Annotated in this window: 20 protein-coding genes, 3 tRNA genes and 1 pseudogene; 8 read left to right on the top strand and 16 right to left on the bottom strand. The window is 67.1% G+C overall.

Annotated features, from left to right (window positions below; all coding sequences use genetic code 11):
* Positions 1–53: 53 nt before the first annotated feature.
* From ABGB17_RS06110 to leuC, 4 genes are all read right to left on the bottom strand, one after another.
* Positions 54–353, bottom strand: a complete 300-nt coding sequence (locus ABGB17_RS06110) for an HU family DNA-binding protein (RefSeq protein ID WP_347626801.1) — start codon at positions 351–353, stop codon at positions 54–56.
* Positions 354–541: 188 nt separating this feature from the next.
* On the bottom strand, positions 542–781 hold the full coding sequence (locus ABGB17_RS06105; protein ID WP_347626800.1) for a hypothetical protein: 240 nt from the start codon (positions 779–781) through the stop codon (positions 542–544).
* On the bottom strand, positions 760–1,347 hold the full coding sequence (gene leuD, locus ABGB17_RS06100) for a 3-isopropylmalate dehydratase small subunit (RefSeq protein WP_347626799.1): 588 nt from the start codon (positions 1,345–1,347) through the stop codon (positions 760–762). The genes ABGB17_RS06105 and leuD overlap by 22 nt, the downstream gene beginning before the upstream one ends.
* Before the next feature lie 15 nt (positions 1,348–1,362).
* The gene (leuC, locus tag ABGB17_RS06095) at positions 1,363–2,739 is read right to left on the bottom strand and encodes a 3-isopropylmalate dehydratase large subunit (RefSeq protein ID WP_347626798.1); all 1,377 of its coding nucleotides are present in this window, start codon (positions 2,737–2,739) and stop codon (positions 1,363–1,365) included.
* A 138-nt stretch (positions 2,740–2,877) separates the two neighbouring features.
* On the opposite strand from leuC, the gene ABGB17_RS06090 reads away from it, so the two are divergent.
* Complete coding sequence (locus ABGB17_RS06090) at positions 2,878–3,594, top strand: IclR family transcriptional regulator (RefSeq protein ID WP_347626797.1); 717 nt, start codon at positions 2,878–2,880, stop codon at positions 3,592–3,594.
* 85 nt (positions 3,595–3,679) lie between these two features.
* Positions 3,680–5,437, top strand: coding sequence for a hypothetical protein (locus ABGB17_RS06085; protein WP_347626796.1), 1,758 nt, complete (start codon positions 3,680–3,682; stop codon positions 5,435–5,437).
* A 115-nt stretch (positions 5,438–5,552) separates the two neighbouring features.
* Here the strand turns inward: ABGB17_RS06085 and ABGB17_RS06080 are convergent.
* From ABGB17_RS06080 to ABGB17_RS06070, 3 genes are all read right to left on the bottom strand, one after another.
* Positions 5,553–5,625 (bottom strand) — tRNA-Glu (locus ABGB17_RS06080).
* A 26-nt stretch (positions 5,626–5,651) separates the two neighbouring features.
* Positions 5,652–5,727 (bottom strand) — tRNA-Glu (locus ABGB17_RS06075).
* Positions 5,728–5,927: 200 nt separating this feature from the next.
* A tRNA-Gln gene (locus ABGB17_RS06070) sits at positions 5,928–5,999 on the bottom strand.
* Between the two features lie 198 nt (positions 6,000–6,197).
* On the opposite strand from ABGB17_RS06070, the gene ABGB17_RS06065 reads away from it, so the two are divergent.
* Complete coding sequence (locus ABGB17_RS06065; protein ID WP_347626795.1) at positions 6,198–8,201, top strand: M3 family metallopeptidase; 2,004 nt, start codon at positions 6,198–6,200, stop codon at positions 8,199–8,201.
* Between the two features lie 34 nt (positions 8,202–8,235).
* On the opposite strand, the gene gltX is transcribed toward ABGB17_RS06065, so the two are convergent.
* Both gltX and ABGB17_RS06055 read right to left on the bottom strand, forming a co-directional pair.
* Entirely contained in the window at positions 8,236–9,609 is a 1,374-nt protein-coding gene (gene gltX / locus ABGB17_RS06060; RefSeq protein ID WP_347626794.1) for a glutamate--tRNA ligase, read from the bottom strand.
* Complete coding sequence (locus ABGB17_RS06055) at positions 9,602–10,378, bottom strand: fumarylacetoacetate hydrolase family protein (RefSeq protein ID WP_347626793.1); 777 nt, start codon at positions 10,376–10,378, stop codon at positions 9,602–9,604. The genes gltX and ABGB17_RS06055 overlap by 8 nt, the downstream gene beginning before the upstream one ends.
* 103 nt (positions 10,379–10,481) lie before the next feature.
* Here ABGB17_RS06055 and ABGB17_RS06050 point away from each other — a divergent pair, with 103 nt between their 5' ends.
* The 3 genes and pseudogenes from ABGB17_RS06050 to ABGB17_RS06040 form a co-directional block, all read left to right on the top strand.
* Positions 10,482–10,817, top strand: coding sequence for an antibiotic biosynthesis monooxygenase (locus ABGB17_RS06050; RefSeq protein ID WP_347626792.1), 336 nt, complete (start codon positions 10,482–10,484; stop codon positions 10,815–10,817).
* Between the two features lie 243 nt (positions 10,818–11,060).
* Entirely contained in the window at positions 11,061–11,588 is a 528-nt protein-coding gene (locus ABGB17_RS06045; RefSeq protein WP_347626791.1) for a hypothetical protein, read from the top strand.
* A pseudogene (locus ABGB17_RS06040) lies at positions 11,575–11,880 on the top strand (NUDIX domain-containing protein); the annotation flags it as partial. The gene ABGB17_RS06045 and the pseudogene ABGB17_RS06040, both read left to right, overlap by 14 nt.
* 234 nt (positions 11,881–12,114) lie before the next feature.
* Here the strand turns inward: ABGB17_RS06040 and ABGB17_RS06035 are convergent.
* Together ABGB17_RS06035 and ABGB17_RS06030 are read right to left on the bottom strand one after the other, a co-directional pair.
* Complete coding sequence (locus tag ABGB17_RS06035) at positions 12,115–12,327, bottom strand: DUF397 domain-containing protein (RefSeq protein ID WP_347626906.1); 213 nt, start codon at positions 12,325–12,327, stop codon at positions 12,115–12,117.
* Positions 12,318–13,145, bottom strand: coding sequence for a helix-turn-helix transcriptional regulator (locus ABGB17_RS06030; protein ID WP_347626790.1), 828 nt, complete (start codon positions 13,143–13,145; stop codon positions 12,318–12,320). Before ABGB17_RS06030 ends, ABGB17_RS06035 begins: the two co-directional genes overlap by 10 nt.
* Before the next feature lie 527 nt (positions 13,146–13,672).
* Here ABGB17_RS06030 and ABGB17_RS06025 point away from each other — a divergent pair.
* A complete protein-coding gene (locus tag ABGB17_RS06025; protein ID WP_347626789.1) occupies positions 13,673–14,365 on the top strand; it encodes an ATP-binding protein in 693 nt (230 codons plus the stop codon).
* A gap of 350 nt (positions 14,366–14,715) precedes the next feature.
* On the opposite strand, the gene ABGB17_RS06020 is transcribed toward ABGB17_RS06025, so the two are convergent.
* The 5 genes from ABGB17_RS06020 to ABGB17_RS06000 form a co-directional block, all read right to left on the bottom strand.
* Entirely contained in the window at positions 14,716–15,990 is a 1,275-nt protein-coding gene (locus tag ABGB17_RS06020; protein ID WP_347626788.1) for a multidrug effflux MFS transporter, read from the bottom strand.
* A gap of 157 nt (positions 15,991–16,147) precedes the next feature.
* Entirely contained in the window at positions 16,148–17,215 is a 1,068-nt protein-coding gene (locus ABGB17_RS06015) for a histidinol-phosphate transaminase (RefSeq protein WP_347626787.1), read from the bottom strand.
* Positions 17,216–17,257: 42 nt separating this feature from the next.
* A complete protein-coding gene (locus ABGB17_RS06010) occupies positions 17,258–18,271 on the bottom strand; it encodes a phytanoyl-CoA dioxygenase family protein (protein WP_347626786.1) in 1,014 nt (337 codons plus the stop codon).
* Positions 18,272–18,756: 485 nt separating this feature from the next.
* Complete coding sequence (locus tag ABGB17_RS06005; protein ID WP_347626785.1) at positions 18,757–19,683, bottom strand: alpha/beta hydrolase; 927 nt, start codon at positions 19,681–19,683, stop codon at positions 18,757–18,759.
* A gap of 477 nt (positions 19,684–20,160) precedes the next feature.
* On the bottom strand, positions 20,161–21,279 hold the full coding sequence (locus ABGB17_RS06000; RefSeq protein WP_347626784.1) for a glycoside hydrolase family 11 protein: 1,119 nt from the start codon (positions 21,277–21,279) through the stop codon (positions 20,161–20,163).
* A gap of 526 nt (positions 21,280–21,805) precedes the next feature.
* Here ABGB17_RS06000 and ABGB17_RS05995 point away from each other — a divergent pair.
* Positions 21,806–22,009 carry a hypothetical protein gene (locus ABGB17_RS05995; protein ID WP_347626783.1) on the top strand — a complete coding sequence of 68 codons (204 nt, stop codon included), beginning with the start codon at positions 21,806–21,808 and terminating at the stop codon, positions 22,007–22,009.
* Positions 22,010–22,054: the final 45 nt, after the last annotated feature.

The following is a 22,054-nucleotide window of genomic DNA, read 5'->3' as shown; positions in this document are numbered from 1 at the left end:
TTCTGGTGTGGGTGGGTGCGCGCCCGGAGTGGGGTCCGGGCGCGCGGTTGGGATTACTTCTTCTTTGAGGCCTTCTTGCCTGCGGCGTTGACCTGTTCCTTGAAGTCGGCGCCGGGGCGGAACTTGGGGCCCCAGCTTTCGGAGACCTTGATGGGCTCGCCGGTGCTCGGGTTCCTGGCCTGGCGGGCAGGCTTGTGCGCCATCTCGAACGCGCCGAAGCCTGTGATCGAGACCTTGTCCCCGCTCGAAACGGCCTGCTGGATCGCTTCGATGATGGCGTTCACCGCCTCGGTCGCCGTCTTCTTGTCGCCGACCCGATCGGTGATCGCGTCTACGAGTTCTCGCTTGTTCATCTGGCTTTGCTCCCCCTGTTACCGCTGTCTGAGAATGAGCGTCGCCGGCGTCGACGCGCGACCCCGCCTCACCCGGTGTTGCCTAGTGCGGGGTTCCGGCACGCAACCACCAGTCAACGGTCAGAAACCCCCTACCCGCTTGAAATTAAGGGACACCGGGCCAGGACTCAATCACATTCCGCAATCTTTCACCTACGCGGCGTGTCGGAGTGCCCGTCGAGATCGGCCATGAAGGCGTCCAGGCGGGCCCGGGCGTGGTCCAGATCGCGCTTGGCGACCTCACAAATCGCCACGAAACGGCGGGCGAAACGCTCTTTCTCGGCAGCGGGAAGCGGCATGGCGGTGACGCGGCGGTGCGCGTCGCGCAGTCGCCGCGCCAGCTCTTCCTCAGGGCTCGCGGGTCGGGTCAGACGGTCGTCGGCAGCCATTGCTGCCGACCATTCTCGTACTTCTCGATGTCCGAGGCGTGCCTCAGGGTCAGCCCGATGTCGTCCAGGCCCTCCATGAGACGCCAGCGGGTGTAGTCGTCGATCTCGAACGACGCGGTGCCGCCGGCCCAGCGCACCTGCCGTTCGCCGAGGTCGACGGTCACCTCGGTGGCGGGGTCGGCCTCGGCGGCGGCCTGGAGTCGCTCGACGGTCTCGGCGGGGAGCACCACCGGCAGCAGGCCCATCTTGGTGGAGTTGTTCCGGAAGATGTCGCCGAACCGCGCGGCGATCACCACCCGGAAGCCGTACTGCTGCAGCGCCCACACGGCGTGCTCGCGGGAGGAGCCGGTGCCGAAGTCGGGCCCGGCGAGCAGGACGGACACCCCGGCGTACGCGGGGTCGTTCAGCACGAAGGACGGGTCCTCGCGCCAGGCGGCGAACAGGCCCTTCTCGAAGCCGGTGCGGCTGACCTGCTTGAGCCACACGGCCGGGATGATCTGGTCGGTGTCGACGTTGCTGCGGCGCAGCGGCACGGCGCGCCCGGTGTGCGTGGTGAAGGCTTCCATGATCGAAGGCTCCTGTCAGAGGTCGGCGGGCGCGGTGAGACGGCCGGTGACGGCGGTGGCGGCGGCGACCGCGGGCGACACCAGGTGGGTGCGTCCGCCCTTGCCCTGGCGTCCCTCGAAGTTGCGGTTGGAGGTGGACGCGCTGCGCTCCCCCGGGGACAGGGTGTCGGGGTTCATGCCGAGGCACATCGAGCAGCCCGCGGCCCGCCACTCGGCGCCCGCGGCGGTGAACACCTCGTGCAGCCCTTCGGCCTCCGCCTCGGCCTTCACCCGCATGGATCCGGGCACGATCAGCGTGCGCGTGGTGACCTTGCGCCCGCGCAGGACGTCCGCGGCGGCCCGCAGGTCCTCCAGGCGGCCGTTGGTGCAGGAGCCGACGAAGACGGTGTCCACCGCGATCTCGGTGAGCGGAGTGCCGGCGGTGAGGCCCATGTACTCCAGCGCCCGCCGCGCCGCGGCCGGGTCGTCGGTCTCCTCGGGCGCGGGCACGGCGTCACGCAGCGGCCGTCCCTGACCCGGGTTGGTGCCCCAGGTGACGAACGGCGAGAGGGTGGAGGCGTCGATCTCGACCACGGTGTCGAACACCGCGTCGTCGTCGGTGCGCAGCGACCGCCAGTACTCCACCGCGGCGTCCCAGGCGGCCCCGGAGGGGGCGTGCGGCCGTCCCTGGAGGTACGCGAACGTGGTCTCGTCCGGGGCGATCATGCCGGCCCGGGCGCCCGCCTCGATGGACATGTTGCAGACCGTCATGCGGCCTTCCATGGACAGCGCACGGATGGCCTCGCCGCGGTACTCCACGATGTGCCCCTGGCCGCCGCCGGTGCCGATCTTGGCGATGATGGCGAGGATGAGGTCCTTGGCGGTGACGCCGTACGGCAGCTCGCCGGTCACCTCGATGGCCATGGTCTTCGGCCGGTAGGCGGGCAGCGTCTGGGTGGCGAGCACGTGCTCCACCTCGGAGGTGCCGATGCCGAAGGCCAGCGCGCCGAAGGCGCCGTGGGTGGAGGTGTGGGAGTCGCCGCAGACCACGGTCATGCCGGGCTGGGTGAGGCCGAACTGCGGGCCGATGATGTGCACCACGCCCTGGCCGTCGTCGCCCATGGGGTGCAGCCGGATGCCGAACTCGGCGGTGTTCTTGCGCAGGGTGTCCACCTGCGCCTTGGACACCGGGTCGGCGATGGGCCCGAGCACGGTCGGGACGTTGTGGTCCTCCGTCGCGATGGTGAGGTCGGGGCGTCGCACCCTGCGCCCGGCCATGCGCAGGCCGTCGAACGCCTGCGGACTTGTCACCTCGTGCACGAGGTGAAGGTCGATGTAGAGCAGGTCGGGCTCTCCGCCGGCCCGGCGGACGACGTGCTGCTCCCATACTTTCTCGGCCAGTGTGCGACCCATGCTGTGAACGCCTCCTCGCGTTTCATGCCCCGGATCGTCTCAATCTCTAAGACGGACATATCGTTATATGGACAAGCCTACCCGCTCCACGCCCACAAGCCAGTTGCATCTCGGATAGCGAGACGGCAGTATCGGGGTATGGACAACTCTAGCGGAGTCGGCGTGCTGGACAAGGCCGTGCTGGTCCTCAACGCCCTCGAGGCGGGCCCCGCGTCCCTCGCTCAACTCGTCCAGGCGACCGGCCTGGCCCGGCCGACCGCCCACCGCCTTGCGGTGGCGCTGGAACACCACCGCATCGTCACCCGCGACACGCAGGGACGGTTCGTGCTCGGCCCGCGCCTGTCCGAGCTGTCCACCGCGGCCGGCGAGGACCGTCTGCTGGCCGTCGCCTCCCCCGTGCTCACCCACCTGCGCGACATCACCGGCGAAAGCGCACAGCTCTACCGCAGGCAGGGCGACGAACGCGTCTGTGTGGCCGCCGCCGAGCGGGCCAGCGGCCTGCGCGACACCGTACCCGTCGGCTCCTCGCTGCCGATGACCGCCGGGTCGGCCGCCCAGGTGCTGCTCGCCTGGGAGGAGCCCGACCGCCTGCACCGCGGGCTGCGCGGCGCGAAGTTCACCGCCGCCACCCTCGCCAGCGTGCGCCGCCGCAACTGGGCGCACAGCGTCGGCGAGCGCGAGCAGGGCGTGGCGAGCGTGTCGGCCCCCATCCGCGGCCCGGGCGGCAAGGTGATCGCGGCCGTGTCCGTGTCCGGCCCGATCGAGCGTCTCACCCGCACCCCGGGGCGCATCCACGCCGGGCCGGTCGTGGCCGCCGCCGAACGCATCACCGAGGCGATGCGCCGCAGCAACTGAGCCGCCGGGCGCCACGGCGCCACATGGCCTCACAACAGGCCCTAACTGATTAGAGAGCACTGCCGCCAAGCACTAGCCTGGCGGAGTGACAGATCGCATCGAGGCAGCCGCGTCCGAGCTGCGTCCCCTCCTGCAAGAGTTCATTCTCTGGGCACCGGACAACGCACCGGACAGTGATCCCGATCTGGTGGGGCCCGTCGCTCTCTGGCACCGCCTGATCCTGCGGGAGGACGTGCGCCTGTGGCGCCGCGGCGACCTGCGCCCCATCCTCGTGGAGCGCATGCCTCAGGTCGTCGAGGACGCCGAGGCCGCGGCGGACGGCATGATCGCCGCCGTGCGCGCCTACCTGACGTTCCTCTCCGAGACCGGCCGCCTCGCCGAGGGGTCCGACTCCCTCGACGATCTGCTGGACGAGCTCGACACCCTGGAGGACGACTTCGACGAGGCGCTGGAGGAGGTCCTCGGCGACCGCGAGTGGGACGACGACGATGACGAGGACGATCTGGACGAGGAGGACGTCGAGGGCCTCGGCGACTTCGAGCCGTTCGCCGACGAGATCGCCGATCTGCCCACCATCAGGCTGCGGCCGGACGCCGAGCTGGCCACCGCCGCCCGCGCGGCGCCGCTGATCGCCAAGGCCCGCGACCTCGCCGTCTGGGTCGGCACGTCCCGCACCGTCGGGACCGAGACCCTGCTCAGCGACGAGGAGATCCGCGAGGCCCTCGCCGTCGTGGGGCTGCCCGAGCCGGCCGCCAAACCGCTCGCCGACGAGGTTCCCGCCCTGTGGAACCTGTGGAACCTCGCGGTGGACCTCGAGTTCCTCACCCCGGACGACGGGGGCAACGCGGACGTCGACACGGTCAGCGTGGACGAGGACACCTCCGCGTGGCCGTTCGAGAACGACGAGGACGTCCTGGACGCCTGGATGCTCGGCCTCCACTCGGTCGACTACGGCGACCCCGAGCTGGACGACGACGATCTCACGCTGGCGCTCTCCGGCCTGACCCGCGGCCTGCTGATCCGCCTGCTGCTCGCGGGCGGCGAACGCCCGGTGGGTGAGCTGCGCGAGGAGCTCGCCGAGGCCGCCGCCGAGTTCGACGACCTCGGCGCGCAGGCCTGGCAGGAGGCCGGCGACCCGCTGGCGTCCGTGCTGGAGTGGTTGTCGGGGTACGGCATGGCCGAGGTGTCCGGCGACGTCGTGCGGCTCACCCCGCTCGGCACCGAGGGCGTCGTCCACCTGCTGGACGACGACGACATCGAGGTGGACGCCCGCCCGGCGATCGACGCGATGACGGCGCTCGACCTGCTGTCGCTCAGCGCCGACCTGCCCGAGGAGGAGGCGGACGCCGAGTTCGCGGCCTGGATGAAGCTGCGCGACCCCGCCACCGCCGCCGAGGAGCTGCTGGAGGCCGCCGCGGACGACGAGGCGGACGCGCTGATCCGGGTGCAGGCGGCCAGCCTGGTCGGCACGCTCGGGCCGGTCGCCGTCCCCGCCTGGCAGGCCGCCCTGGACGAGCCGTCGCTGCGGCCGTACGCGGCGACGCACCTGACCCAGCTCGGGGTGCCGGACGCGCCGGAGCCCAGCCAGAGCGACACCCACTGGCTCATCCTGGACATGTGGACGATCTCGGCGGGCCTCGGCACGCCGGAGTTCGTCAGCAGCCTGCACGACATCGGCCCGGCGCCGGTGCTGAGCAACCTGCTGGACGTGATCTGGCGGGTGCCGCACCCGCACGTCGAGGAGCTGCTGGAGATGATCGGCGACTCCCACCCGGACCGTCAGGTGGCCAAGGCGGCGCGGCGGGCCCTGTTCAAGGTCCGCTCGGGCAACACGACCCGGTAGGTCCTTTCCGCGGCTGGGGACGGCGCGAGCCGGCCGTCCCCGGCGGGTCCACAATCCCGGGTGAAACGCGAAAAACCCCCGGACGGAACGTCCGAGGGTTCGCCTACACCAGGTGTAGCCCCGACCGGATTCGAACCGGCGCTACCGCCTTGAGAGGGCGGCGTCCTAGGCCACTAGACGACGGAGCCAACGGCTCGACGAGCCGGTTGCGCAGTGGTAGTCCCGACCGGATTCGAACCGGCGTTACCGCCTTGAGAGGGCGGCGTCCTAGGCCACTAGACGACGGGACCCCTGCGCGAACTGCCTGCCGGCCCGGTGATCCGAACCGACTGAGGCGCCCTTCCGGACGCCTCGGCAACGGGCGTTACTCTACCGCACCCTTGACAGCACGGCCAAACCGGTAGCCGGGCCACCCGGGCCCGGAAAGCCCGTGTGGAACGACGAACGCGGACGCCCGTTGCCGGACATCCGCGTCGTTGCTGGCGACCTGCTGGGGTACCAGGACTCGAACCTAGACTAGCTGAACCAGAATCAGCCGGGCTGCCAATTACCCCATACCCCATCGGCTCGCGGAACCCCTTGCGGAGCGGCCCGCTTGCGCCTCCGAAAGAATAGCCCAGCTTGGCGGTGAGGACCAAAACGATTGGTGAACGCCCAGGTCGCCCGTCACATCCCGCGGTCGTCCACAGGGGGTGCCGGGGCGGCGCCCGGCTGTGCGAGGCTGCTAGCGAGAGCCCTTTCCACGTGAGGAGCCCGCGCCTTGAGCGAGAACCCCTTCTTCGTCCCGAGTGCCCTGCCGTACGGTCTGCCCCCCTTCGCCGAGATCCGGGAGGAGCACTACGTCCCCGCCTTCGAGCGCGGCATGGCCGAGCACCTGGCCGAGGTGGAGGTCATCGCGAGTGATCCCGAGCCGCCGTCGTTCGACAACACCGTGGCGGCCCTGGAGCGCTCGGGGATGCTGCTCACCCGCGTCTCCACGGTGTTCTTCAACCAGGCGTCCTCCGACACCAACCCCACGGTGCAGGAGATCCAGAAGCAGATCACCCCGAAGCTCACCCAGCACGGCGACGCCATCCACCTCAACCGGTCGCTGTTCGCCCGCATCAGGCAGATCTCCCCCGAGGGCCTGGACGCCGAGCAGAAGTGGCTGCTGGAGCGCTACGTCACCGACTTCGTGCGGGCCGGGGCCGAGCTCGGCGCGCAGGACCAGGAGCGGCTGAGGGCACTCAACGAGGAGCTCTCCACGCTGTCCACCCGCTTCGAGCAGAACCTCCTGGCCCACACCAACGCCTCGGCCATCGTGGTGGACGACGTGGCCGAGCTGGACGGCCTGCCGGAGGACTCGATCAAGGCCGCCGCCGAGACCGCGAAGTCCCGGGGGCTCTCGGGCAAGTACGTCCTCCCGCTGGTGCTGCCCACCGGGCAGCCGGACCTCGCCGAGCTGACCGACCGCGCCCTGCGTGAGCGCATCCACCGCGCCTCGGTGCAGCGCGGCATTCCGGACAACTCCAAGCTGATCGTCCGCATCGCCGCGCTGCGCGCCGAGCGGGCCGCGCTGCTCGGGTACCCGACGCACGCGGCGTACGTCGTGGCCGACCAGACCGCGCCGAGCACCGAGGCCGTCACCGAGATGCTCGGCAAGCTCACCTCCCCCGCGGTCGCGAACGCGCACCGCGAGGCCGAGGAACTGCGCGAGCAGGCCGGTTTCGACCTGGAGCCGTGGGACTGGTCGTTCTACTCGGAGAAGGTCCGCAAGGAGCGCTACGCCATCGACGGCCGCCAGATGCGGCCGTACTTCGAGCTGGACCGGGTGCTGCGCGACGGCGTCTTCCACGCGGCGCGGCTGCTGTACGGCATCACCTTCACCGAGCGTCCCGACCTCGTGGGCCACCACCCCGACGCGCGGGTGTTCGAGGTCTTCAACGAGGACGGCTCGGAGCTCGGCCTGTTCCTCGGCGACTTCTACGCCCGCCCGTCCAAGCGCGGCGGCGCCTGGATGAACAGCCTGGTCAAGCAGTCGGTGCTGGAGGGCACCAAGCCGGTGGTGGTGAACAACCTCAACATCGTGAAGCCGCCGGCGGGCGAGCCGACGCTGATGACCTTCGAAGAGGTCAACACGATGTTCCACGAGTTCGGCCACGCGCTGCACGGCCTGTTCTCCGACGTCAGGTTCCCCCGCTTCTCCGGCACCGCGGTCCCCCGTGACTTCGTCGAGTACCCCTCCCAGGTCAACGAGATGTGGGCCCTGTGGCCCGCCGTCCTCGCCAACTACGCCCGCCACTGGGAGACCGGCGAGCCCATGCCGCAGGAGCTGGTCGACCGCATGCTGGCCGCCCAGAAGTTCAACCAGGGCTACAAGACGGTCGAGTACCTCGCCGCCACCCTGCTCGACTGGGCCTGGCACACCGTGGACGCCACCACGGCCGACCCGCTGGATGCCCTGGAGTTCGAGCGCCAGGCCCTGCGTGAGGCCGGCGTGGACGTCCCCCTGGTCCCTCCGCGCTACCGCAGCACGTACTTCGCCCACATCTGGTCAAGCGGCTACAGCGCGGGCTACTACTCCTACATCTGGAGCGAGGTCCTGGACGCCGACACCGTGGAGTGGTTCAAGGAGAACGGCGGTCTCACCCGGGAGAACGGCGACACCTTCCGCCGCGAGCTCCTCAGCAAGGGCGGCAGCGTGGACGCCATGACGGCCTTCCACGCCTTCCGGGGCCGCGCCCCCCGCATCGAGCCCCTCCTGGAGCGGCGCGGCCTTCTCTGACGCCGGGTTCAGGCCAAAAGCCTGACACCGGGGTTCAGGCCGAGAGGCGTGCCAGGGCCGTGCGGAGGCGGTCCATGGTGCGCTCACGGCCGAAGGCCTCGATGGACTCGAACAGCGGCAGGCCCACCGTGCGGCCGGTGACGGCCACGCGGACCGGGGCCTGGGCCTTGCCGAGTTTCAGGCCGTGGTCGACGCCGACCTCCTCCAGGGCGGTCTTCAACGACTCGGGGTCGAAGGAGACGGTCTCCAGGCGGGCCAGGTAGCCGCGCAGGATGTCGGCTGCGCCGGGCTTCATGGCCTTGTCCCAGCTCGCCTGGTCGAAGACCGGCTCGGTGAGGAACAGGAAGTCGACCTGCGCCGTGATCTCCGACAGCACGGCGATGCGGGACTGGGCCAGGGGGGCCAGGCGGCCGAACGTGTCCAGGTCCCAGCTCGGGTCGAGCCACGGACGGCACCGCGCGGCGAAGACGTCCACGGGGAGCGCGCGGATGTACTCACCGTTGAAGGCCCTGAGCTTCTTCTCGTCGAAGAAGGCCGGTGAGGGGTTCACGTCCGACAACGAGAACAGCGGCACCATCTCCGACCACGGCATGATCTCGCGGTCGTCCCCGGGCCCCCACCCGAGCAGCATCAGGTAGTTGACCATCGCCTCGGGCAGGTACCCCTCGTCCCGGTACGACTCCAGCGCCACCTTGTCGCGCCGCTTGGACAACTTCTGCCGCTTCTCGTTGACGATGACCGGAAGGTGGGCCCATACCGGCGGCGTCTTGCCGAGCGCCTCCCACAACAACTGCTGCTTCGGCGTGTTCGACAGGTGCTCCTCGGCCCGCGCCACGTGCGTGATCCGCATCTCGATGTCGTCGACCACGTTGGCCAGCACGAACAGCGGCGAGCCGTCCCCGCGGACGATCACGAAGTCCTCGATGGCCTGGTTGGGGAACTCGACCTTGCCGCGGACCAGGTCGTCCACCACGGTCACCCCCTCGTCCGGGGTGCGGAACCGCACGGCACCCGCGCTCAGCCCCCGGTCCCGGCAGTAGCCGTCGTACCCCTGGAAGTCGGAGCCGGTGCGCGCCTTGACGTCGTCCCTGGTGCAGGTGCAGTGGTACGCCTGCCCGCCGGCGAGCAGCGTGGCCGCCGTCTCCCGGTGCAGGGCCTCGTAGGCGGACTGGAAGTACGGCCCCTCGAAGTGGGGTGAGTCGCCGTGGATGCCGATCCACGCGAGGGCCGAGATGATGCCCTCGGTCCACTCGGGACGGTTGCGCGCCGCGTCGGTGTCCTCGATGCGCAGCACGAAACGGCCGCCCTGCTGCAGCGCCAGCGCCCAGTTGAACAGTGCCGAACGTGCTCCGCCCACGTGGAACATGCCGGTCGGGGACGGCGCGAAACGCACGCGTATGTCAGTCACGGGGAACCACCCGGTTGGTCAGAGTGCCGATGCCTTCGATGCCGACGCTCACCTCGTCGCCGTCCTCCAGCGGCCCGACCCCCTCCGGCGTGCCGGTGAGGATCACGTCGCCGGGGAGCAGGGTCATGACGTCGGTGATGTACGCGATCAGCTTGGGGATGTCGTGCATGAGCTGGGACGTGCGCGCGCTCTGGCGCAGCTCGCCGTTCACCGTCGTGGTGATCGCCAGGTCCGCGGGGTCGAGCTCGGTCTGGATCCACGGCCCGAGCGGGCAGAACGTGTCGAAGCCCTTGGCCCGCGTCCACTGCCCGTCCTTGCGTTGCAGGTCACGCGCGGTGACGTCGTTCGCGCAGGTGTACCCGAAGATCACCTCACTGGCGCGCTCGACCGGCACCTCCCTGCACAGCCGCCCGATCACCACAGCCAGCTCGCCTTCGAAGTCCACCCGCTCCGACAGCTTGTGCGGATACGCGATGGAGTCCCCCGGCCCCACCACCGACGTGGACGGCTTACTGAAGATCAGCGGCTCCTCCGGAGGCTCCCCGCCCATCTCACGCGCGTGCGCCGCGTAGTTCTTCCCCACCGCAATGATCTTGTTGGGGATGATCGGCGCCAGCAGCCGTATCTCCTGGATCGGGTAGCGCTCCCCGGTGAACCGCACCTCACCGATCGGATGGCCGTCGATCTTGGACACGAACTCCGCCCCGGCCGCCCCCTCGATCACCCCGAACGCGGCACCGTCACCTGTGGAAAACCTCGCGATACGCACGCTCCAAGGCTAGTGCCGCCCGCGAACCTCCCGGGCACACCGTCCCCCGCCCCGCCACCGCCGGATCATAAGCTGTCCCCACTGCCTATCTGAGGAGGTCCCGGTGCCCTCGGTCGTCAAGATCAATGTCCTGACCGTCCCACCCGAGATGCGCACGGAGCTCGAACGCCGCTTCGCCAACCGAGCCGGAATGGTGGAGTCCTCCGACGGCTTCGAGTGGTTCGAACTCCTCCGCCCCCTGGAAGGCACCGATCGCTACCTCGTCTACACCCGCTGGCGCAGCGAAGAGGATTTCCAGAACTGGCAGAACAGCCAGTCCTTCCAAGCCGGCCACGCCCAGGCGTCCACCGAGGCAAGAGGCCACGGCCACGGCCAAGCGGCCACCGGCTCAGAACTGTGGTCCTTCGAGGTCGTCGAAAGCGCCGGCCGCAAGGACTGACCGCGAAAATATTTCGCACCGCCACGGCCGCCGGTGGATCGCTTCCGCGACACCAATCCCGGCGGCCTCTCTTATTGTGAGCGGCCCGTTACCCGAATCCTCGCTGTCTCACTGATTCGCACTTATTCTGAATCGGAACCACGCAGCAGCCCCTCACTGCACTGGAGATCCGTACGCGACGAGCTGGCCACCGTCGCCACCGACGACCTGCGTCACCATCCCTGCTGCTCGATCGGCCTGGCCGTGTCCGACGGCGAAGCCGTGGACCGCCGCATCGGTGACGCCGTGCTGCTCGCCTTCGCGCGAGATCGCCTCACCTGTGAGGTCAGCACCGATTTCTTCGACCGGCGTGAGGCCGCCGCGGTCCACCGGTCGAGGTCGGCCGCGCAGACCAGGGACCAGGTCGTGGCCGACATGTTCGAGCGGCGCCTTGAGTACATCAGAGGTGTCCATGAGGAGTCGGTCTTCTCCGCGCACCCCGCAGGTGTCTTCCAGATCCACCGGCGGACCGTCCCGACTCGGCAGGCGGACACCGTCCTGCTGTGTACCGACGGCTTCGCGCGGGCCGTCAACGACTACCGGCTTTCCCCCGATTGGCAGAGCCTCGGCCGGCACGCGCGGCGCGACGGACTCGACAGCGTCACGTCCCTGATCCGGCGGCACGAGGCCCGGCGACCGGCCGGCGCGACAGGTGCGCATTTCAAGAGCGCCGACGACGTGGCGGCCGTCCTTTTGACCACGAGAACAGGAGTTCACCATGGACGGTCCTGACCGCCTCCGCAGCAACGGCATGCCTGAGTACCTTGTCGAGCGCAACCCCGGCTATTTCGAGTACCAACTGCCGATCTCGGTGAAGCTGGTCATCGACATGGCGGGAAGGATCCCGTTGCTCATGAACGAGCGCGACGAGTGGGAACTCCCCGGCGGCAAGCTTGAGGTCGGCGAGACCCCTGAGGTGTGCGTCTGCCGCGAGGTGTACGAGGAACTGGACCTCACTGTCTCCGTAGAGGACATCATCGACACCTGGGTCCACGAGATCACGAGGCTACGGCACACGTTCATCGTCACCTACGGCACCACCTACACCGGCCGCGAACAGCCACGCAGCAGCAACGAACACAAAAGGCCGGCCTGTTCGACTACGCCGACATCCCCGCCCTCCCCATGCCGGAGCCGTACAAGCAGTCCATCCACGCCTGGCAGCGCACCCTCAAGGAAGGCTGACCCGGCACCACCCCCCACTCAGCAGCCCTTGGCCACCTCCCCCGCCAAGGGCTGCTTCGCGCGACCCCGAACGTCAGAAGTCGAACTCCCCCTTCTTCGCACCATCGATGAACGCGTCCCACACACTCGCACTCACCACGAACGGCGCCTTCTCCGGAGCCTCGGTATCCCGCAGCCCCACCCGTCCCCCCCGCAACGGAGCCACTTCAAGACAGTCCCCGCCGTTGGGGCCACTCTTGGTCGCCTTACGCCACGCCGCACTCCGCAGCTCGTCGTTCAGGTCCATAGTTTCTCCGCCTCTCTGATCAGCTCAGTGGACACGTGACGTGGGTGGGCCTGCACCCGAATCGTGTCGTATGTAGCGCGGATGGCTTCGACATCCTCCGGACAATTAGTGACTTGGCCGTTTAGCGCGGATTCGAGGTACACAGTATCCGGGCTACCGGGAAGCTGTGCGATGACGAAGCCACCAAGAACCCCCGTCGTGACGCCCAAGGCCTTCGGGAGTATCTGGATGGCGATCCTAGGAGACATGGCGGCAACGAGGAGCCGTTCCATTTGACGACGCATCACCTCTTGTCCGCCGACCGGACGATCCAGTACCCCTTCATCCAGTACAACCCAAAGCATCGGTGGCATATCCCGGGTAAGAATTGCCTGGCGCTCCATCCGCGCAGATACGTAACCTTCGACCTCATGCTCGCGTATGCCAGCTTTGCCGCGAAGGATGGCCCGCGCATAGTCCTCGGTTTGCAGCAGCCCCGGCACTACAAGTGGTTGCCAGGTGTGGAGCGTATGCGCCTCTTGTTCGACACCGAGCCAACCACGGAACCAAAGAGGGTTCACGTCTCCGCTCAGATGGACCCAGAGGCGTACCAACTCCCCGCCGGCCTCCAGCACCTGGTCACACCGCTCGACCAGGTCACGGCTCGGCGTGCGCTGACCTCGCTCGATGAAACCCAGCAGACTACGACTAAATCGGGTTGCCGCAGCCAGCTCGTCCTGAGAGAAATTAGCTTTTTGCCGGTACTTGCGTAGCTCTGTGCCAAAGAAGGCGAGAGTCTCTTTAGGCGTCTTCTGCTCATGAGACGTCATCGTCGTCATCCCCGTCCCTCGCCGAAAGCTACACCGGCACAGAGTCCGGCACACCGTTGCTACGAAGTGTCCCTGCAGTGTGGCGCGATATGGATGCAAAAAATAGCTGTCTGGCGTCAGCCTGTGAAGAGCACCGAGGAGCGCATGACCAGCGCTGCATTGTACGCGTGTATGCGCTGTGAATTAGTGGATGCAACCACCAGATATATCCGGACAAGGAGGCGCACATTGAAGATCGATTGGCAGCGATCTTCTGTCGCTATCGTAGGCATGCCCTATCGGCAAGGCACGACAGTGTCACTTCCCAGGAAGCCTGTCATCGGCACCCTAATGCGCCGAAAGATAGCCGGTAACCCGCCGTACAGGCGATCCGCAACACATGACACCGGCCGTACGAGAGGGATGGCGACATGAACCGGGGCGTGGTACTCCGGGCCGGCTCACGAGGACGCCATCGGCCGGGGACGGTACGCGCTCAGTCACCCACGCGGCCGTGGGACGCGGACCAGAGGGCCGCGGCTCACGGGTTGGGCCTGATGGAACCCGCGTGGTCGATCTGGTACGGCGTCGGTTCGCGGCGCTTCTACGCCGTCGCCACCTGGTCGTCGCCGTGCCCCTTGCTCCTCAAGGCGAGCACCGCCGAGGAGCTCCGCCACCTGATGCGTGAAGCGGAGCGGACGGCCCCGTACCTCCTCGTCCCCCGCGCCGCCACCTCGGACACGGCCGTCGGCGCGAGCCCTGTCCCCCGGTCCACCCACACTCCCCATCTCACGCCTCACGGAGCACCGATGTCCGAGACGCACCACGACGACCTGCGTATGGCCTGCTGGGACCTGACCGACGACCCGTCGATGATCGGCGAGATCCGTGCCATGGTGAGAGAGGTCCTCACGACCTGGACGCTGTCCGACCTCGCCGACGACGTCATCCTCGCCGTGGGTGAGCTTCTCGCCAACGCCGTCACCTACGGCCGTCCGCCGATCCGTCTGTCCCTGTGGCTGACCAGCACCGACCTGACCGTCCGCGTCACCGATCACGACTCCGGCCTCCCCCGCCACCTGGACCTCGACATCGAGGCCGTCCACGGCCGCGGCCTCACCATCGTCAAGTCCCTCGTCCACGACACCGGCGTCATCCCGCTCGCCGATCCCCAGGGAAAGACGGTCTGGTGCCGATGGCATCTGTCTACCCAGACGGTCGACGCCTCCGAGAACACCCGACCACCATGATGTAGGTGAGCACTCCCACCGGGGTCTGCCCCAAAGATCCCTGTCTCGCATGCCTGGCCGAGGCACCGACGCTGTGGGACGTCACCTTCCGCACCGCGGTGGCGCAGGCCGAACTGGAGCACCGGAAGCGGCCCGGCGCCTGTCCAGGTCCAAGGGCAACCTCGTCACCCCGCCGAGTTGCGTGTGGACTCACCTTCTGACGTAGACGATCAGGTGCATAGAAACCGTCCGAGCAGAGTGGCAGCTCTTCGATGCATCAAGTGCCTCAGCTAAGCCGTCCCGGGCCGTCGTCACCCATTTGCCCAGCGTCCTTTCCTTGATCCCCATATCCCGGGCCACCTGTAGGTTTCCTACGTTTGTGCACCTTCGGCGGCTCCCGTATCCCCTCGCCTGACTCCGGCCCGGGGCCTCGCCGCCGGCTGAGCCGGCCGGCGGAGCACTAGGAATGCCGCTGCACCGGTTATCGCGCAGGCCGTCACGAACAGACTCATGCTTCGGCTGTCCTTGGAGCTTGCGCTGACGATGAGGGACGCGATTGTGCCGCCGCCCATCTGACAGGCTCCGAGCAGGCCGGAGGCCGCGCCCGGGAATGCCGGAAACGCGGTTACTCCACCTGCCACTGACAGCGGGAAGATGAAGCCGTTTCCCGTGTTGACGACGGCCATCAGGATGAGCATCGGCCAGAAGTTCAGCGGGGAGTACAGACAGAACAACAAAAAGGCCAGTGACCCTCCGGCGAAGATGAGGTAGGCCCGCATCAACAACGTGTCGATGGGCGTGTCCTTCACCAGCCGCCGCGAAATCAGGTTGCCGCTTATGAAAGCAATCGACATGAGGATGTAGCAATAGCCGTTCTCCGCGACACTGACACCCATCTTGTGAAAAATGACCGGCGAACCCACGAGATAGCCTGTGTACACAGCGTACCCGGCCGCCAGGTTCACGCCATAACGCCAGAAGGCCGGGCTGTTCATCAACTTCCGGTAGTTGCCGACGGTTTGCCGAAGGTGACTCGTACGTGCCTCGGGGGGGCGGGTCTCGGGCAAGCGAAACAGTACCGCGACCACGGTCAGAGCGGCCAGGCCGGTGGTGAACAGGAAAGGGGCCCGCCAGGAGAACCATTCGGTCAGATAGCCGCCTATGAAAGGCGCGAAGGCCGGAGAGGAACCCATCCACGGCATGATCAAGCCTAGTACGCGCGCGGCGGTCTTGCGGTCGTACAGGTCGCCGATCATCGCTCGCGCGACGACCAGGCCGGCACCGGCCCCCAGCGCCTGCAGCAGCCTGGCGAGCGTGAAGACCGTGATGTTCGCAGGGAACGCACAGGCCAGGGACGCCAGTGCGTAAACGGAGAATCCGATGACGATCGAGAGCCGGCGGCCCCGCGCGTCGGACAGCGGCCCGTAGAACAATTGCGCCACCAGCAGTCCGATGAGATATGGCCCGAACGATGCCTGGACGGCGGACACGGGCACGTCCAAAGAAGCCGCCGTCATGTTGATGCCCGGCAGGTTGATGTCTGAGGACATCAGCCCGCCGATGCTCAACGAGATGAGGATCGCAAGCATGATCGGCGATGGCTTGCCGTCGGCAGGTTCGGCTTTTCTCCTCCACGCACTACGCATTCGACACCTCATGGTCTCGTTCCCGGGGCCGCGGCGATCCCGCCCGCTCAGATGTCCGGCATCGCTTGGCGGGCGAATTCGATGCGGAGTCCACGGGGTGGATCAGCGCAGGACTCGGCACGCGCGGGGGCCTGGGCCCGGGAAGAGGTGCGGGATCTCATCGACGAGCGAATACGGCCGCGACCGACAGGACGACATCGTTGGCCGAGTCCTCACCGACCGTTATCCGGACCCCGTTGTCTGGGAACACCCGGACGAACACCCCCTTGCGCCGGCATGCCTCCCCGAAGGCGGCGGACCGCTCGGCCAGGGGAAGCCAGACGAAGTTGGCCTCCGATCGAGCGACCGGCCATCCCTGTTCGCGGAGAGTACCCCGCATGCGCTCACGTTCTTTCACAATGGTCTCCACGCGCGCGAACAGCTCATCCGCCGCGCGGAGGGAAGCGACGGCGGCCCGCTCGGCCAGCCGGGTGACGCCGAACGGCAGTGCCGTCTTGCGTACTGCCCTCGCGACCAGCGGATGCGCCACGGTGAACGCGACCCTCAGCCCGGCGAGTCCGTACGCCTTCGAGAAAGTGCGCAGCACCGCGACGTTCGGCCGATCGCGATATCGGCTGATGCCATCCGGGACCTCAGGGGCCCGTACGAACTCCCGGTATGCCTCATCGAGGACGATCAGTACGCGCTCCGGCACGCTGTCGATGAAGCTGTCCAAGGCATCCTGTTTCACAGCTGTGCTGGTCGGGTTGTTCGGATTGCACACGAACACCAGGCGCGTACGATCAGTGATTGCTTCGGCCATCGCCACCAGGTCCTGATCAACGCCCGAGAGCGGGACGCGGACCTGCCGGGCCCCCGCGACAGAACTCAGGATCGGGTATGCCTCGAACGACAGCCATGGGAACACCACCTCGTCCCCGTGGTCCACGGCAGCCAGGAGGAGCTGCTGCAGCACCGCCGCCCCACCGGCACCGATCGCGACGTTCTCCGGCATCACGGAGAAGTGCCCCGCGATGGCCTCGATCAACGTGCTGTTGAACATGTCGGGATAGCGGTTGAAACCCGCGGCGGTCTCGCGCACGGCGTCAAGCACACTCGGCAAGGGCGCGAAGTGGTTCTCGTTGAAATTCATCCGATGCTGCACGGGCCCGAATCGGCTGAGGCCGGCCTCGAATGCAGGCACCGCGTCCAACGCACCCCGCATACGCGGCGCGTTCACGGCCATGACTCCTCCCTCTCGTCGATTCGCAGATCCAGCGCCTGAACGTTACGGGCGGGAGATTCGCCTTTCTCCCTTCGCGCCTTCCGCTCCTCCGGCAGAACCCAGAGCGGCGGCGGACGGCCGATCGACGACGTGCGGAGGGAGCGACTCCCGCCAGACCACCGGGCAGTAATCCGGGTCGGAATAGTCAGGACGATTGTCTGCGGTTCTGCGAACCAGGTCGTCATGACTGTAGACCACCTTTTCGCCGCTGGGCCGACGAAATTCCCTGTACTCATTGTCTCGATCCTGGAAACGAACCGTGACCACGCGCCGTGACTCCCCGCTCACGTTCGGCCCGCTACCGTGGTAGGTCCTGCAATGGTGGAAGCTCACCCTGCCCTTGTCGATCTCTATTGAGATCTTCCGCAGTTCGGCATTGTTGTACTCCGCGTTCCGCGCGAGACTTCTTTCCAGCGTATCGGGACGGCGATTGGCGAAGTGCTGCGTTTCGTCGTCGTCCTCTTCGGAGGGGAGGTCCTTCCATCGGCGACTGCCGTCGATCACACGGATGGTTCCGTGCTCCTCGAGGCAATCATGCATGGGAATGAAGGCTGTGACGAGATTTTCTGAAGTGCAGACCTGCCAGTGATGGAGGTCGATATGCCAGGGCACGACGTTGGTCGACTCGTCCCCGCGAGCCGGCTTGTAGATCAGCGTACTGCTCCAGATCCTCGCCTCGGATGATTCCATCAGCCGGGCCGCGACAGCTCCCATGAGCGGCTTGCAAAGAATTCGGCGTACCGTCGCATTCTCGTAGTGAATGTAGTCATTATGCCTCTGCACATCGCCGTGCTCGGGCTCCCAGTACGCCACCGCCGGCGGCTTCCGGGGAAGGTTCCGATCCCGATACCCCGCATAGAACCTGTCAATGCTTTCACCGACCTCGTCGATCTCTTCGTCGCTGAACAAACGGTTGGACAAGTACCAGCCGTGCTCCCGATAAAAACGAACGTCGTCCCCGGTCGGCAGCAGTGCCATCTCCTCGTCGTTGAGCATGAATTCGTGGTGCAGGGTCACGGCAAAGCACACCTCCCCAATCTCGAGATGCCGATCGTAAATTGCCTCTCGGGCGGGTCGGCAATCGGTGGCGAATAGATTTTCCGGTCACGCTCGGCACCTGCCGGAGTCCGATAAAAGAAACCGGCACTCAGGCGTGCCCGACCTCGACATACCCGCCAAATACGAGCGATCACCGTTGATAGCGCAAACTTTCCCTGCTGTGACTGCGGCCACCTGGGCCGATGGCGACGGTGACCGACTGGGTGCGACGCCCGGGCGCACCATCGTTGTCCAGTTAGGCATTCACCCGATATGCCCGATTTTTGAATATCATGGAACCCGACGAACTCGGGCTTCAGCCAAGAACGATGACCTTCTAGGCCAGACCATGAGAATTCTCTACATTTCCCAAGCACACACGAAGGGGCATCAGTGCCGGTCTCGCATGCCGAAGCGTCCGCGAGCCAGTGCGGCGGTGCCGGTCGGCGATCGCGGACCCGACTTCAGAACGGCCCCGCTCCTGGGACAGCCATGACGGCGCAGGGGCGGACGAGCAGGGCCGGTGCGCAGCCGTCACCCTGGACCTGCTCTTCCGCGGAATTCGTCGCCGACTCAATGAACGACATCACGGCGTCGCTGGATTCATCCCAGAGGTCCATGGCGTGATCACTGCCTGGATACACCGTCACTGCGCATGGCACGCTGTTGCGTGCCAGCACCGCACACAGTTCCCGCGAGTGCTTCGCCGGAACCCACTCGTCTGCCGCATGGACGAGCAACATCGGCGGGTCATATCTGCCTGCGCCCGTTTTCGACGCCATCGACCGCCATGTGTGCGGGCATACCGTCGGCTCGCATCCACCGGCGAGGATGAGGGCCGCCTCGCGAAGCACCTTGTCGTGAGCAGACGCGTTCGGCCTGGTGCCGTCCTCGTAGGCCATCTGCGGGTCGGCCACCGGCGACATGCCGACAACTCCACGGAACCTGTATCCCCCGCGTCCCAATGTCCCGAAATTGGTTACCAGGTGCCCCCCGGCGGATTCACCAAAAAGTACGACCTTGGACATATCTGCACCGAAGTACTCTGCCCTTTCCCTGATCCACGTGTAGGCTGCCGCAAGGTCGTCTCGAGGGGCGGGCCAAGGCACTCGTAGCCTATAATCCAGATTGAACACTCGGTATCCACGATCGGCCATGTACCTCGCGTGGACAGCCAGCCAGCCTCGGCTGCCTCTCCGCCATCCCCCGCCGTGGACCATGATGACGACGGGCCGGGTGCCGGACGGTAGCGGGCGCCAATAAGCGGTGAGGTCCGCCGGCCCGTAGTCGAACGAGCGCTCGTCACGCGAAGCCGCGGCCGCAGCGGAATTGAGCGGCGCCGGCACGGTACATGCTATTACGGCGATCCCGAGAACCAGTCGGCCGAACATTTCACGTGGCCCTCATTGATTGGCGACATTTTTCCGGGAGGCGGCGACTCGCATGGTACGCGGGTTTCCAGAAGGCGAAACCGCCGGCGCGCCATGGACGACAAGAACTTATTCATCTCTTTACTCCCAGGCCATGTGGGGGCCGATCACAGCCGCATCCGGCCGCGTGATTCAGCCGGTCGAGAGCACCGTGTAAGTCTGGCGGCCCTCCCTTCACCGCGGCCCTGCGTGACCAGCTCCTCGAGGAACTTCTCGGCTGCGACCCCGCCGTCCAGCTGGTCCTCGGTACGTCCGTCATCGGCACTCCACCCGCCGGCTGACCGGGGAGGCCTCTGCCGTCAGCCCACGCAGATGGAGGACGTCCGGTCGTCGAAGGTGTTCCAGCCGAAGTAGCCGGCGTTCTCGTTGTAGATCGGCACGCCGTCGAGCACAAAACGTCCCCGGCGCGGTGGTGCGCCGGGGACGTCGGGTGGGGGGTCAGCCGGAGAAGTTCCACCTCTGGCTGGTGTTGCCGCTCTGGCAGGAAGCGAGTTGCAGCTGGGTGCCGTTGCCGGTGCCGTTGTTGACGGCGGCCAGGCACAGGTTGGACTGGACGCCGACTATGGTGCCGTCGGAGTTGCGGCGCCACTTCTGGTTGTCGCCGCCCCAGCAGGAGTAGATCTGGATGCCGGCGCCGCTGCTTGAGCCTCCGGCGTCGAGGCACTTGTTGCCGTAGACGCGGATCTCCTGGGACGAGTTGGAGGCCCACTGCTGGTTGCTGCCGCTGTGGCAGTCGTAGAGCTGCACCCGGGTGCCGTCGGTGGTGCTGGAGTTCGGCACGTCGACGCAGCGGTTGGAGGCGACGCCTCTGAGCTGGGTGCCGCTGCCGCTGGGGGGCGGCGAGTTGGTCGGGCTCGGGTCGCTGCCGCCGGAGCCGACCGTGATGTTGGAGTTGCCGCTGCTCTGGTAACCCTCGGTGGCCATGATCTGGTAGTAGTGGTTGCCGAGAGGCATGCCGGCGCGGGACCAGGCGTCGAAGTGGTTGCCCGCGTTGATGGTGCCGCCGGTCTTCTTCTGCTGGCGGACGCTCCAGTACTGGTTGAACGTCTGGTTGCCGTCGATGGACGGCGCGTTGTACCGGGTGGTCTGGTAGATGTCGTACGTGCCGCCGTCACTGGTCACGGTGCCCTTGTAGGTACCGGTGGGCCGGTAGGTGCCCCAGTTGTCGACGATGTAGTACTCGACCAGCGGGCTGCGCGTCCAGCCGTACAGGGTCAGGTAAGCGTTGCCAGAGGGGTTGAAGCTGCCCGAGTAGGTCACGGTCCGGCGCCCGCCGGGGTTCCAGCCCTTGCCGGCGACGAAGTTGCCGGTGTTGCGCCAGGACGTGCTGTAGTTGCCGCCGGATCCCAGCTCCATCGAGACCGTGCCCTGGCTGTCGGTCCAGAACGAGTAGAAGTACCCGTTGTTGGTGCCTTCCTGGTTGGTCGTGATGGCCGCGTTGGCGATGCCGGGGACGACCGCGAGGACGGCGGCCGCCACCACGGCGGTCACACGGCCTGCGAGCAGGCTGATCCGGCCGCGTCTGCGGCTCTTCGACTGGTTGGGGACGTCGTTCATTTTGCGTGCTTCCTTCTCGCTGGGGATCGATCGGGAGGCCAGGCGGCGTGACATGACCCCGACAGGCCGCCGGCGGCCGGGGGGACGGCCACCGCGTTCGGCGTGGCACAGCGCGGCAGGGATAGGTCGCCGTCCACTCGGCGACTGGGTAGGCCGGACCACGACCCGGGGCCCGGGTCGGCAGCCCGTCCTGCCGACGGCGACAGTGTTCGTCCCGTCACGACAAGCTGTCAACAACTTTCGGAAATATCCCAGAAACACGATCTCGGACCGTAGAGGCCCGAGAGGGCGTCTGGCCTGATCAGATGCCCTTCGAGGAGAGGCCGGACCGAGGGCGAAGGGGTTATGAAAGTTTCCGGGATCGCCCGAAACAAGCCGGGCGGCGGCGCCGCCCTTCCCGGCTGCCGGAGTCCGATCACGTGATGACGCCTTCCTGGCGGCTGTCATCACCGGTCGCTTCGTCGCGGCCCGTCGAATTCGCTGACCGCGCGGTGCCGGCAGATGAGCGCGGAACACAGATTTCCGCGTGGATCGGCCGCGTACCCGAAAGACGGAATTCGGCGATTCATCCTTCGAGGCGGCCGTCGGCGGGACAGGCATGATTATGCCTTTGAATGCGCCTAAGCCGGGTGAAACCATCGGCGAATTCACAGAAACATTTATACCGGTCTCCACCAGCGATTATCCACGGCACATCATGATCATCGAGGGGAACCCTGCCGCCCCTTGACCGGCACGGTGAGGACGAAAGTTTCATCGTCGTTACCGGAGAGCG

Source organism: Sphaerisporangium sp. B11E5 (assembly GCF_039871875.1).
Classification (GTDB): Bacteria; Actinomycetota; Actinomycetes; order Streptosporangiales; family Streptosporangiaceae; genus Sphaerisporangium.
This window is presented reverse-complemented; position numbering and strand designations above follow the sequence as displayed.